Source organism: Myxococcus sp. CA039A (assembly GCF_013336645.1).
GTDB lineage: Bacteria > Myxococcota > Myxococcia > Myxococcales > Myxococcaceae > Myxococcus > Myxococcus llanfairpwllgwyngyllgogerychwyrndrobwllllantysiliogogogochensis.
In genome coordinates, this window is the sequence record NZ_JABUMQ010000101.1 from 1 (window position 1) to 12,777 (window position 12,777).

Consider the following 12,777-nt stretch of genomic DNA (forward strand, 5'->3'; position numbering starts at 1 on the left):
CTTCAGCGCCGCCGCCCCACCCGCCCAGCGAGCACCCAGGCGGCCGGCCAGTCGCGAGGACAACAGCCCCCGCGCCAGCTCGCGCACCACGGGCTCGGGCTCGGGGGCTCGCGTCGCAGGCCCCACCACAATCACCCACCCGCGCCCCGTGTCGACCGGTCGCACGCTTCCCTCGGCTTCGAGCAGATTAACCACCACCCGGGGTGCTGGCTCACCTTCCCGTAGGCCCAGAAGTCGGGCTGCTTGTTTGAACGGGCCGTCCAGCAGGGGCAACCAGGCGCGTTGCGCGGCGCGGAAGTCGGGCAGCGTCTCCGCTCGGAGCGCCGCCACGGGCCACTCACGCTCCACGCGGGCCAGCAGCGCCTCCAGCCCCACCAGGTCCCCAGGAGCGCCCGGCACATCGGGGCCTCCGAGGATGCGCGCCAGGTACACCTCCACCGGCTCCGGGTGCGCGGCGAAGTAGGCCCGCGCTTCCTCGAGCACCGACGGGGCCGCTGTCGCCAGCTTCTCCCGGACGAGCGTGCGAGCGCGGCCGTAGCGATAGGTGGGAACGGGGTGGGCCCGCTCGACGGGGCCGGCGTCGTAGCCGGCGCGGTTCAGCAGGGCGAACAGCGTGAAGACGCGGACATCGGCGCGCACCTCCAGGCCACCCGGAGTGTACTGGCTCGCGAACCAGTCCTCCTCGGGGGCGATGGAAACCTGAGCGGTCGACCCGGCGTGCGCGGGGGCCGACGCATGGACCCCGAGCAGTAGGAGGAAGGCCAGGTGGGGGGCTCGCATACCGGCGCCCACGCTACCACGGGCCTCTCAGACGGCCGGAGCCTTTCCGATGAGGGTGCGAATCATGTCCCGGTTGTCGCGGGCCTTCTGGCCGAAGAAGCCGACGATGCCCATCAGCAGCTTCACGCAGGCCTGCGGCTTGGTGGCCAGGAGCTTCTGGAAGTCCGCGGCGCGAATCTCCAGCGCGGAGACATCCGTGACGGCGGTGGCGGTGCAGAGCCGCTCACCCTTCTGCACCAGGGCCAGCTCGCCCAGGGGTTCGCCGGTCCCCACTTCGCCCAACGGGACGTCGTCACCCGAGGGGCTCCTGGCGCTCAGTCGCACCGTGCCCTCACCGACGATGAGGAGCGACTCCCCCGTCTTGCCTTCGGTGAACAGCGCGGTGCCCTTCGGGAAGGCACGCGGCACGGCCACGCCCGCGAAAATCTGGATGCCGGTGTCCGTGAAGCCCTTGAAGAGAGGGCACGCCTTGAGGGTGTTCGCAGGCACGAGAGCCATGAGGCTGGGTCCTAACACGGGCCGCGCGGGCCGGCGAGTCAGCGGCTGGCGCGGTACTCGGAGGCCAGTTGCACGTAGTGATGGGCGGACATCAGGAGGAACTCGCGCTCCGCTTCGGTGAGGGGCCGCTTCATCTTGCCGGGAGCCCCCATCACCATGGAGCCAGGAAGCACCTTCGTCCCGGGAGTCAGCAGCGTCCCCGCGCCGATGATGCAGTCGTCCCCTATCTCCACCTCATCCAGGAGGATGGCGCCCATCCCGACGAGGACGCGGTTGCCCACCGTACAGCCGTGCAGCACGACGTGATGTCCCACTGTCACGTCGTCACCGATGACGGTGCTCGACCTGCCGCCGGTGACGTGGACCAGGGACAAGTCCTGGAGGTTGGTGCGCTTACCCACGCGGATGGGATTCACGTCGCCGCGCATCACCGTGTTGAGCCAGACGGAGGAGTCCTCGCCCAGCTCCACGTCCCCCACCACCTGGGCGGAGTCGTCCACGAAGCAGCTCGGGTGGACGCGGGGGGTCACCCCGCGAAACGCTCTCAGCGCCATGCAGTCACCTCTTGCGCGAGCGGCCCTCAGGCCTCCGCGACGACGTGGAACGGCGAGACGGGCGGCGCCACCGGCAGCGGCTCCACGGTGGGCAACTGCAACACCGCCAGTTGCTTTCCGGAGAGCTGGTTGGGCGTGGAGCGATCCACCTTCACCGTCACGAAGGAACCCGTGGGCGCGTCGCCCTCGAAGTTGACGGTGCGGTTCTCCGGCGTGCGGCCGAAGCGCTTGGCGGCGTCGTAGCGCGAGTGGCCCTCCACCATCACCTCCACCACCGAGTCCACCAGGGCCGCGGTCGTCTCCGCGCTGATGCGACGCTGCAGCTTCTGCAAGCGCTCCAGCCGGGCGATCTTCACCTCGTGCGGAATGGGGCCCCAGTCCTTCTCGCGCAGCGCCGCGCCCGTCTTGGGGCGGGGGCTGTAGATGAAGGAGAACTGGTTGTCGAAGCGGACCTCCTCGGTCAGCTTCATCGTCATCTCGAACTCCTCCTCGGTCTCCCCGGGGAAGCCCACGATGATGTCGGTGGTGACGGCGATGCCCGGCCGCGCCTCGCGCAGCTTGTTGAGCCGCTCCATGTACTGCACCACGGTGTAGTCGCGGCGCATCATCTTCAGGATGCGATCACTCCCGCACTGCACGGGCAGGTGGAAGTGCGGCGCGATCTTGGGCTGCGTGCGGAACGCCTCAATCAGCTCGTCGGAGAGGTCGTGCGGGTGGCTGGTGGTGAAGCGCACGCGCTCGATGCCCGGCACCTCGGCGGTGCGCAGGAGCAACTGGGCGAAGGACACACCGCCCAGGTACGAGTTCACGTTCTGGCCGATGAGCGTCACCTCGCGCACGCCGACCTTCGCCAGCGAGTCCACCTCCAGGAGGACCTCCGGGAAGGCGCGGCTCACTTCACGGCCGCGGGTGTGCGGGACGACACAGAACGAGCAGACGTTGTCGCAGCCCTTCATCACCGTGACGAACTCGGTGACCTTGCCGCGAGACGTCTCCGGGTCCGCGCGCGGGAAGACGTACTCCTCCGAGTCCACGAAGGCGGTCTCCACCACCCGAGCCCGCTCCGACTCCACGCGGCCGATGATGTCCGGCAGGCGGGCGATGTTGTCGGGACCGAAGACGAAGTCCAGGTACGGCACCTTCTTGATGAGGCGGTCCTTCTCCTGCTGGGCCACGCAGCCGCCCACGCCGATGAGCGCGCCGCGACTGGCCTTCACGGGCTTGTAGCGGCCCAGGGCGGACAGCATCTTGTCCTCGGCCTTCTCGCGGATGGAGCAGGTGTTGAGGATGATGAGGTCCGCGTTTTCCGGCACAGGCGTCGGCTCGTAGGACATCTTCGCCAGCACCTCGCTCATGCGGAGCGAGTCGTTGACGTTCATCTGGCAGCCGAAGGTGTGGATGAAGTAGCGCTTCATGGGGATTCTCTGAGCAAGAACGTGCCCTTATGCGACGGTCGGGCACGGAAATCAACCGAACCTGGGCCCGTGGTCATCCCTGACTGAGCAGTCCGGTCATCCGGGTGTGGAGGTCCAGGAGGGAGGCCTCGCGTTCCCGGAGGAGCGCCAGGGTGGCCTCGCCATAGCGGCGGCCCAGGGCCACCGTCTCCCGTTCCTGCTTTCCCAGCTCGTCCCGGACGCGGGTCCGCAGCTCCTCCGGCGGGCCCTCCGAGGTCGCCTCGAGCTGACGCAGCTTGTCGTCCAGCTTCCGAGCCGTCCACCGGCGGCCCCCGAAGGCGCGCAGCATGGCGATGCCCTGCTCCAGCGCCTGGGAGTCCAGGCCGGAGGCCGTCTGGGCCAGGCCGTGGGCCCGGGCCAGGGTCTCCGCCCCTGGGTCCGAGCCGGCGTGGGCCAGGAAGGTCTCCTGGTAGCGCACCAGGGCATCGAGCAAGGCGCCGTCCACGGGCGGCATGGCCATGCGAAGGGTCCGGTCATCCGCCGCGGAGAGGTGGGTACCCGTCTCGCGGTTGGGGACGTCCTGGTAGCCGTGGTCGTCGAAGAGTGAGGGGGCCATGGGACTCCTGGGGAAAGGCCGGGCAGGTGTAACAGGGCCCGTCCCGTCGCGGTAGGGTTCGCGACACTCCTCTCCTGGCGCGAATCTGAACATGCCCAGGTAGCGCGCCGCCGAGCGTCCCCACCCGCGGAACCTGCACTCGCCAGGATGCGCTCGTTCAGCTCACGAAGGGGCTCCCTGCTTCCCTGAAGGCGAGGCCACCCCCGCTGCCGCCGCGGCCGATACGCCAACAGGGGCGGCGCCCGCCGCTGCCGCTGCCGCCGCTTCTGCCGCTGGCGAGGCGCCTGCCGCCCCCATCGGACCCATGGCGGGCAGAACGTCCGTGCGCTCATAGTCCGAAATCAAATTCAGGAGTTCGGGATTGAACGTCCCCGTCGCGACAGGGGGATGAGTCAGAGCCCCGGCTGCGCCGCCCGGCCCTGGATTCAAGGCGTCCTTGACGGCTGCGGCCCTTTTAGCAACAGAACCCGGGCCTTTATCCAGAACCCCCTGCTTGACATTGAAGTCAAAGATCACCGCGCGATACATTGCAACCATCTTCCGGGTCTGCGCCACAACCAGATCGAACTCTCCGCGATCCTCCAGTTCGACAATCTCTCCAACCAAAGCACCGAGATCCGAATTGATTCCCAGCAACCGCGCCCGGTTATTTCGCAACCAGTGCCGCTTGACAAAGCACTGCAGTCGCCCCTGTATATCGTGATTGCTCGCGATCAGATCCATGGAATTGACATATCGCCGCAAAAAATCCCTGTCATTGCAGCGCTCGATAATCCAATCCCTCTGCCGAACATCGACTCCTCCATCCGGATAGTTGGCACATACCCTGACAAACTCAGCAACATCACCACCGCCACTCCTCTTGACAAAATTATCAAACAATGTCTGCTTGTGTATTATACCTTTGCCATCAGGCCAGAGTTGATAGGCCATCGGGATGCCTGCTGAAATAGCCTCACCGAAAGACTGATCCCCCTCTGCGATAGTGAATGACCTATCCGCGGCGCGCCACAGTTTCTGCATGACGGAATAAGGAATCACCGCGCCCGGTTCCATGGCCACAACCTTTGTCGTCCGATCATCCTGGATCAGAGTAGACACACTGAACCACTTATTCTTCTCGACCTCCAGAACGCGGAGTCCTCGAGTCCGACAATACTCGCCGATGTATGACGCCTTATTGCGCCGACCTTTACCGCCCGCTCCGCCCTGTTCCATGAGATTGTGATTGACGGGCAAGACGATGGCATTCTTGATGCCGACATCAAACACGACGCGATCCAGTAAAAGATCGTATCGAGCCTTGGACTTCTGGCCGGCACCATAACCAAAAAAGAACCGACACCCCTGGTGGTACTTCCTCAAGAAGTCACAAAGCGCCTTTGTGGACTTCTCGGCATCGGACTTCTCGGCATCGGACTTCTCGGCATCGGACAGCTTCAACTCGGCAAGTGGGATCGGCGCTCTCAACTCCTTGTTGATCATGATACCGATTTCACCGTCCCCCAACCCCGACTGCCTTGTGAAGACGTCCAGCGCCCTCCCGACGCGATAGCTATACTCCGATACAGCCAGATCCCCCTCCGTAGTGGTGGCAGCAGGAGTCTCCAGGGAGATATCCGGACTCCATCCCACTTCCTGCACCTTACTGACCCACGGAAAACTCGACAGCATCGTGTCGAATTGGGAATGGTTCGAGGTGGCGACGATCCTCCATCCCGTCCCCTGGTGAAGCAGACGCCCCGTATGCAGGCCGTTGATCAGGTCGCCAAAACCATTCTGGTCCGCACTGTTGACCAGGATGTCCACATACGGGAGCTGCAAATCCGAATAGAGCGAGTCCAACTGGATCTGCTGTTCAGGCGTCAGCGGCTTGCGTCGACGATGCCCCCCTCTCCCTTCCCCGTGTTTTCCCAGTGAAGAGGCCCCTGCGGCGGCAGCGGCAGCGGCTGACCCTGTCGCCGCCCCCTTGGGGTTCTTCGGGACCTGTTCTTTGCTTGGTTTGGATGCCACGGCGCTGGCGCCCGAGCCAGCGGCCGACTGGGCGCGCAAGCGTTGATAACGCTGCTGGAGCGTCTGCAGGGTCGATTGGAGTCGAGTCGCCAGGTACTGTTTCGTGGCCCAGTCGACGGGGACGCCTTCTGCTTTCAGATCTTCCGTGCAGGAGGTGCAGAAAACGGCCTTTGCACCCTGGCCCGCCCCCACGCTCTTCCCACAAATTCCACAAGACATGTATCGGATCCATCGCGAGGACTTCGCGCGTAAAAGACATGCGTGAGTTTCGTGTCGACGTCCGTGGGCGGCGTCCGGGGAGGACGTAGGCCGATGAGGGCTCCCAAGCGGCGTTACCCAGGTCGTCATGCATGGCGCAGGGCAGGCAAGAGGGGGCCTGCGCCAAGGTCGAGAGGCACGACGCGGTTTCTCGCCGTGCCACTGCGGGCGACTTTTCAAGGCACAGCAAGCGCTGTGCCGCAACACACTCAGCCCGCCTGGAGGGCGAGCGAGCGCTCCAGGACATGCACGGCCCGCGTTCCCCAAGAACGCGTTCGCGTCCTCGGCGGACGCCTGGCGCGAGGATGAGAAGAACAGGAGCGCTTTGCGGGTAGCAGGCGGGCGGGCACCACGGGCTTCGCTCCTGCGCCGCGCAGGAACTTCACCTGTGACTCGCTGGTGCGGCTCAGAGCCGACGCAGGAAGGCGATCAGATCGCTCTTCTGCTCGGGGGTGAGGGACTCCGGTGGGCCTTCATGCTCTGGCGGATGGACGGGGATCTCCTCCTCCAACCCCGGCGCCACCCCTGCTTGAGGGAGCGCGCCGTGACGCGCGAGGGAGTCAGGCCGGCGACGAGCCTCGGCGCGTGGGCCGCCGTGTTCCGCTCAGCTTCGTCATCTCCGCGAAGATATCGTCCGGCCTACCCTCAAGGGCGTACTCACGGACACTCCATGGGCATCGGCGGAAAGTCCGTGCCGTGGAGTGGAGCCCCTGGGTGCTCGCGATTCGAAGCAGCGCCAGCCCCTCGATGAAGACGCGGCTTCGCGGCTCGAACGTCGACACATCCTCGGAGTGAGGCCGCAGGTCGTCCTGTTCCAGGCAGTGCCCATCGATGACTGCCTCCAAGGCTGATTCGAAATCCTCGCGAGAGCCCTGCTGCAACGCCGTGCATACATCGAAGCGGCTCGAGTGACTGTCCTTGACGGCCGCCTCGAATCGCCGAAGCACTGTCCCCCTGACGACTGGGTCGGCGCGCTTCAGGCATTGGTGGAGAAAACACTGATACGCGAAGTCATCTTCGTATTCCCCATCCGGTATCCACACCGAGGGAGACAGGTCGCCAATCTCGACAGCCAAGGCGATGTCGCCCGCGGCCACCGCGCAGAAGAAGGCCTCGCTTCGGCCCCTGGCACACCGAAAGTCGTTCGGAGGTCCCTCGTCACGGATGCGACGGAGATAATCCCGCCGTGCCAGCGCCGCCCAGCACAGGTGCTTCTGGAAGCTCGCTCTGTCCGCGGCCACGAGCAAGGCACAGCAGGCTGTCGCCTGAAAGCACTGCTCCACCTCCTCGTAGACCCGCCCCAGCTCCACGGCGGGAGCACCCCCTGCGATGGTGGCCAGCTGCTCCTGGAGCTCCTCCATGATGTCTTGTTGCTGGGCGTGCAAGCTCATCGAGATGCACCCTCCGGGCAGCTCAGGACTCGAACTCGTCGATGGGCGTGAAGCGGAGGCCCGTGAACCCCTCCTCCTCCAGCGCCGCGGCCAGGTCCGGGTGGACCAGGACGTAGTACTCGAGGTGCTGGGGTCGGAACAGGAGCAGCTCTGGATTGATTGCCTCCGGCTTGAGCACCAGCTTCGTACAGGAGCTCATCTTCTCCGGGTCGATGTTGTTCCACCGGTACTTGGACTTATCCTTGTCGATGCAGTCGACGACCTTGAACGGATTGACGATGAAGTAGTCATCGCTGGCGACCTTCTTCTTGTGGTCGATGATTGAAACGCGAAGAAACTCGACGTCGCGCGGCCGCCTGGCTTCGATCACGTCCTTCAGCCGGCGGGAGACCACCAGCGCCCGGTTAAGGTTGCTGATGTTATCCGCCAGGGCGATGTACTTCCGGTGCTTGGCGGACATGGCGAAGCTCGCATCGGCCGGAAAGCCCTGTGCCCGGCTGACGCCCTTGCTGAGCTGATACTCGTCCTCGACATTCAGGACGCCATCCAGGACACAAAAACGATCTCCGACATCCCACTCCCAGACGACGGGCATGACGCTCACGTTCACCTCAGGTATCAGAACGGCAGCTTGATCTTCTTGAAGATGGAGTCCAGCAGCGAATACGCCACGCCGGGAGAACGATGGCTGGGCGTCTTCCCCATCGAGAAGGGGTAGTACCACTTGCGCGCGAAGCCCTCGTCGTGTCGGCTCCTCCAGCAGAGCTTCGTGCCGCCTTTTCGCGTGCCACGGGACTCCAGGCGCCCACGAAATTCGATACTGGCGCTTCGCAGCTCCTCCTTCAGCTTCGCGATGTCGACGTCATGAACCTTCTTCTTCGCGGTGAGGGAGCACCAGACGTTCTCCTTCAGGTACTTCGAAACCTCGTCCGTGAACCCATCCCGGGTGTTGTGGTCCACCTGGTGGGAAGGAAGGTCCACGGGGCTCTCTCCATCGGAGTCCCGGTACTGCCGGTTCAAGGGGAGTCCGATGAGATTGTGAGCGGCGTTGATGTCCCACGGCGTCACCCATAGACACGCCTCGATGTAGTCGGCGAGGTCTGGCGGCGACTTGGGATAGTCCCCCCTTCGCTTTCCCACGGAGGACACACAGACGATGTGATGTGCCTCCCAGAACCCTGGCCTCTCGAAGCCGGTGTTGCAGTTCTTCTGGAAGCCGCTCACCCGCTGCGTGACGATCTCCCGCTTGCGCGTCTTCGCGATGTGTTTCACAAGGCTCATTGCGCCCTCCCCGCGGTCATCGACGGCGGACTCCGAAGGTCGGGCCCGCGTTCGAGCAGTACGCTTGCGCGGTGGCCGTCATCGCCGGCCACCAGAATCAACGCGTGCCGTCCTGGGCCGTAGCCTCGGGCGAAGGCTCGCGTGGCGAGACAGACCGAGACCAGTGGGGACACGGTCCCCAGTTCACCGAAGTTCAGGGCAGGAATGACGGACCTCCATTCCTCGACGCGACATGCGTCCCGCGCCCGAAGCAACGTCTGGCCCCACTCCCTCGCCCGGAATTCTTCCCCGTTGAGGTCCAGATAGAGACTTCCCTCCGGAATCGACGTGGCGCCTGCTCGCACCAGGGCCATGGTGAGGCTCTCCCCCATTGCCCGCCCCATGGGAGGAGCCTTCGCATCGCGGCTTTGCGTCTCCTGGGCCGTCACCGGACTGAAGAGGTAGGCAATGGGAGGCCGCGCGCGCTCGCGGGCTGCGTCCCGACGTTCCAGCAGCAAGGCCACGGCCCCTTCGCCCGGCAAATACCCCACCGGATGATCGGGCGTCTTGAGGCGACGCGTCTCGAGTTGTGCCTCGATTCGTTCTGGCGACACGAGTGAGTCGCAGGCCAGCACCAACGCCTGGTCGCACCGCCGTGCCGCGAGCAACTCCATGGCCTTCGTGAGTGCCTGAATGGTCCCACCTCTCTCGTCCTGGAAGAGATGGAGTGACATCGGCGTGGGAATGAAGCGCGCCTCGGCCTGGAGCCGGGCCGCCAGCAACCCCGCGACCTCGGTGGACTCCCTTGTCGGACTCGTCCCATGTCCAAGGCTTCGAGGAAGACAGAGGAAAAAGTCGAGCTGCCCCCACCAGTCTCCGTGGACGGTCGCCTCCAGGTCCTCCAAGGCCGCGACACCGAGTTGTACGAGCCGACCGATTCCCTCGAAGCCCTCGGTCAGGGGGCCAGCGGTGTGGCCCACGAGGGCAACGCGCTCGGACGTCACCTCATCGAGGCAGGTGCTCAACGCCAATTCACTGGCGCGGACGATGCCCGCCCTCGCGGCCTGGGTGACAGGGCCCAGGGAGGTCGCCGCGCCCATGGCGCAAAGCCCGACGGAGACTGACATTGATTGGTGGGATGCCATCCGACTTCCCTCCCAGAGTCCGAACTCCCAGTATGCCACTGAGCGCATGGGAAGGACAGACGCCGGCTCCGCGTTACGCGTCGAACGCCTTCCTCCACGCCGGGCGCGCGGTGCCTCAGGACGGGCCCGAAGATACCTGACAAGCCCTTGTCACCCCTGGCGGGCAGGTTCCCCCTTCATCCATCCGCACGGTCCAGGAGAACGCTTCATGAAGCTCTACTTCCACCCCTTGTCCGGAAACTCGCGCCGAGTCCTGCTCGTCGCCACCCACCTCGAAGTACCTCTCGAGCGCGTCGTGGTGGACCTGCCAAACGGCGAGCAGCGCGCGACGCCGCATCTAGGCCGCAATCCCAACGGCCTCGTTCCTGTCCTCGATGACGATGGCTTCCTGCTCTGGGAGTCGCGCGCCATCATGCAGTACCTGGCCGAGATGACGCCGGGACAAACCCTGCTTCCCACGGATGCGCGTGGGCGTGCTGACGTGACGCGCTGGCTCTTCTGGTGCTCGGCGCACATGGCGCAGGCATGCACCATCCTAGTCTTCGAGAACTTCGTGAAGGCGGTGGCGGGCCGTGGGCCGCCGAACCCCACGGAGGTCGCACGGGGCGAGGCGCTCTTCGCGCGGCACGCGCGCGTCCTGGACGAGCACCTCGCGGGCAAGACGTGGGTCTCACAGGAACGTCTGACGCTCGCGGACTTCTCGTTGGCCGCGGCGTTCGCCCTCGCCGGACCGGCGCGACTGCCTCTCGGGGAGCATGCGAACCTTCGGAGCTGGCTCGGTCGCGTGCAGGAGCTCGAGGCGTGGAAGCGCACCGCACCGTCCATGCCGCCATCCGCGAGCGTGAGAACCTGAGGCCTCACGCGCCCCCCACGGGCACTTCATCCGACAGGCAATGCGGCGACAACGCCTGGATGCGCACCCCGTTGTCCTGTCCGCGAAGCCTGCTAGCCTTTGCGCGCATTCCTCATGCAGGCGGACCCGACAAGGAGCGTTCCGATGAAGGCGGCTTGGAGTGTCGTAGTGGCCCTGACAGTGGGGCTCATCGTGGGATGTGGTGCTGGTGCGATGGAGGAGGACCCCGGGGTGGAGGAGGCGCTCGCCACGTCGGAGTCCGAGCTCGCCGTCTGCGGCGATGGGGTCTGCGCGCCCATCGAGCGACTGCGCTGTCCGGCGGATTGCCCTCCTGGCGAGTACTGCGGGAACAGGGCGTGCTGCCCTGGTGAAACGACGCAGAGCTGCCCCGAGGACTGCACCCAGGGAAACCCGGGCCAGTTCTGCTACCGGACATTCTGAGCCACCCCACGCGCCGAGGGGCCCACCGGCGCGCGGCAGCGTCCCCTGAAATGACCGTGTCGAACCGCCGCACGGTCATTCGTTGTAGGGATGGAGCCACGCCTCACATCCCCACTCCAGGAGTTACCGCATGCGCTTCATGCTCATCCCCCGCCCTTCCACGCTGGAGCCCACGCCCCCGGAGGCAGCATTCGACGAGGCCGTCTTCATCGCGCAGATGAAATACAACGAGGAGATGCACAAGGCCGGCGTGCTCATCGCCTCCGAGGGCCTCAGCCCGTCCCCGGGCGCGCACGTCGTCTTCAAGGGCGGCAAGGCCAGCGTGAGGGACGGCCCCTACGCGGAGACGAAGGAACTCATCGGCGGCTTCTACGTGCTGGAGGTGGCGTCGAAGGAGGAGGCCATTGAATGGGCCCGCCGCTACCCGGGCGGGATGGGCAATGACGACGTGATGGAGGTCCGGCCCCTCACCGGCGCCGAGGACATCCCGCCGGCTCTGGTGACGCTCATCGAGCAGGTAGCCCCCACCTGGAGCCAGACCTTCAAGAAGTCGCCGTGACGCGGCGGCCCCCGGGTACGGTTTGGGCTCCGGAGACTCATCCCAGGGCCCATTGGCTCGCGTGTTAATGTCGCTCATGGACTTGGAGTCATCGGAGCGCCCCTTCCTCGAACAGCTCTTCGCGCCGCACTCGGGTCGCGAGTTCCTGGCGGAGTACTGGCCCACGCGGCATCTGGTCTGCCATGGCCCGCTCGAACGGCTCGGGGAGCTCGCGGCGCTCCCCGAGCTCCATGACCTCGAGCAGCTGCTGCACACCTACCGCAACCCGGTGATGGTCGCGCTGCCGGACCGTCGCGATGAGCACAGCGTCATCCGGGTGGAGGCGCAGACCGCGGCGGCGCTGTACCGCAGCGGAATGGCGCTCATCCTCGACTCGGCGGAGCGCTACCTCCCCCTGGTCGAGCAGTGGCTGCACATGGTGGCGTTCGAGCTGGGACTCGCGCGCAACGCCGTGGCGCGGGCCATCTTCTATGCCTCGCCGTCGGGTGGCGGCAACAGCCCCCACTTCGACGCGAACGCGAACATCGTCGTGCAGGTGCGCGGCACCAAGCGCTGGACGCTCGCACCCAACACACAACTGCCCCTGCCCACGGACCGCTGGGCGATGAACATGGGCCCGCCCTCGCCCGAGCTGGCCAGCTACCTGGAGCAGGAGCTACCCGAGCAGATGCCCGAGGGTGCCGAGGTCATCACGCTCGAGCCCGGCTCGGTGCTCTTCGTCCCGCGCGGCTACTGGCACTCCACCGAGGCCTCGCAGGACACGCTGGCGCTGAACTTCACCTACAGCCAGCCCACCTGGGCGGACGTGGTCAGCGCGGCGCTGCGACAGCAACTGCTGAAGGACGTGCGGTGGCGCGCGCTCGCCGATGGAATCGGCTCGCCGGACCCCGAGCGCAGCGGAGCGTGCCACACGCGACTCTCCGAGTTGCTGCACGAGCTGCAGGCCCACGTCCTGGAGTTGGAGGCCCGGAAGATCGTGGAGGAGAGCTAGGGCGCCCTTCCGGGGGGCCGCGAT

Annotated in this window: 14 protein-coding genes; 4 read left to right on the plus strand and 10 right to left on the minus strand. The window is 65.8% G+C overall.

What is annotated here, in order from left to right; genetic code table 11:
- The 10 genes from HR086_RS18370 to HR086_RS18415 all read right to left on the minus strand — a co-directional run.
- Positions 1 to 780: hypothetical protein (locus tag HR086_RS18370; protein WP_174466262.1), on the minus strand; the 780-nt coding region annotated here is incomplete at its 3' end.
- A gap of 27 nt (positions 781 to 807) precedes the next feature.
- Positions 808 to 1,278: a cyclic nucleotide-binding domain-containing protein gene (locus HR086_RS18375; RefSeq protein WP_141644409.1), complete on the minus strand. Its 471-nt coding sequence runs from the start codon at positions 1,276 to 1,278 to the stop codon at positions 808 to 810.
- Positions 1,279 to 1,316: 38 nt separating this feature from the next.
- Positions 1,317 to 1,832 carry a gamma carbonic anhydrase family protein gene (locus HR086_RS18380; RefSeq protein ID WP_174466263.1) on the minus strand — a complete coding sequence of 172 codons (516 nt, stop codon included), beginning with the start codon at positions 1,830 to 1,832 and terminating at the stop codon, positions 1,317 to 1,319.
- Positions 1,833 to 1,858: 26 nt separating this feature from the next.
- A complete protein-coding gene (gene miaB, locus HR086_RS18385; protein WP_174463819.1) occupies positions 1,859 to 3,247 on the minus strand; it encodes a tRNA (N6-isopentenyl adenosine(37)-C2)-methylthiotransferase MiaB in 1,389 nt (462 codons plus the stop codon).
- A gap of 73 nt (positions 3,248 to 3,320) precedes the next feature.
- A complete protein-coding gene (locus HR086_RS18390) occupies positions 3,321 to 3,842 on the minus strand; it encodes a hypothetical protein (RefSeq protein ID WP_174466264.1) in 522 nt (173 codons plus the stop codon).
- 162 nt (positions 3,843 to 4,004) lie between these two features.
- Positions 4,005 to 6,074: a hypothetical protein gene (locus HR086_RS18395; RefSeq protein ID WP_174466265.1), complete on the minus strand. Its 2,070-nt coding sequence runs from the start codon at positions 6,072 to 6,074 to the stop codon at positions 4,005 to 4,007.
- A 599-nt stretch (positions 6,075 to 6,673) separates the two neighbouring features.
- Positions 6,674 to 7,504 (minus strand): Imm49 family immunity protein, encoded by an 831-nt coding sequence (locus HR086_RS18400; RefSeq protein WP_174466266.1) that lies wholly within the window; start codon positions 7,502 to 7,504, stop codon positions 6,674 to 6,676.
- A 22-nt stretch (positions 7,505 to 7,526) separates the two neighbouring features.
- Positions 7,527 to 8,099 carry an imm11 family protein gene (locus HR086_RS18405; protein WP_373564321.1) on the minus strand — a complete coding sequence of 191 codons (573 nt, stop codon included), beginning with the start codon at positions 8,097 to 8,099 and terminating at the stop codon, positions 7,527 to 7,529.
- 23 nt (positions 8,100 to 8,122) lie between these two features.
- Complete coding sequence (locus tag HR086_RS18410; protein ID WP_174459106.1) at positions 8,123 to 8,785, minus strand: AHH domain-containing protein; 663 nt, start codon at positions 8,783 to 8,785, stop codon at positions 8,123 to 8,125.
- Positions 8,782 to 9,864: a hypothetical protein gene (locus tag HR086_RS18415; RefSeq protein ID WP_174466268.1), complete on the minus strand. Its 1,083-nt coding sequence runs from the start codon at positions 9,862 to 9,864 to the stop codon at positions 8,782 to 8,784. Before HR086_RS18415 ends, HR086_RS18410 begins: the two co-directional genes overlap by 4 nt.
- Positions 9,865 to 10,117: 253 nt before the next feature.
- Here HR086_RS18415 and HR086_RS18420 point away from each other — a divergent pair, with 253 nt between their 5' ends.
- The 4 genes from HR086_RS18420 (at position 10,118) to HR086_RS18435 (ending at position 12,753) form a co-directional block, all read left to right on the plus strand.
- A complete protein-coding gene (locus HR086_RS18420) occupies positions 10,118 to 10,762 on the plus strand; it encodes a glutathione S-transferase family protein (RefSeq protein ID WP_174466269.1) in 645 nt (214 codons plus the stop codon).
- Between the two features lie 168 nt (positions 10,763 to 10,930).
- A complete protein-coding gene (locus HR086_RS18425; RefSeq protein ID WP_371746247.1) occupies positions 10,931 to 11,203 on the plus strand; it encodes a hypothetical protein in 273 nt (90 codons plus the stop codon).
- A 130-nt stretch (positions 11,204 to 11,333) separates the two neighbouring features.
- The gene (locus tag HR086_RS18430; RefSeq protein ID WP_141644403.1) at positions 11,334 to 11,762 is read left to right on the plus strand and encodes a YciI family protein; all 429 of its coding nucleotides are present in this window, start codon (positions 11,334 to 11,336) and stop codon (positions 11,760 to 11,762) included.
- A gap of 76 nt (positions 11,763 to 11,838) precedes the next feature.
- On the plus strand, positions 11,839 to 12,753 hold the full coding sequence (locus HR086_RS18435) for a JmjC domain-containing protein (RefSeq protein WP_174466270.1): 915 nt from the start codon (positions 11,839 to 11,841) through the stop codon (positions 12,751 to 12,753).
- Positions 12,754 to 12,777: the final 24 nt, after the last annotated feature.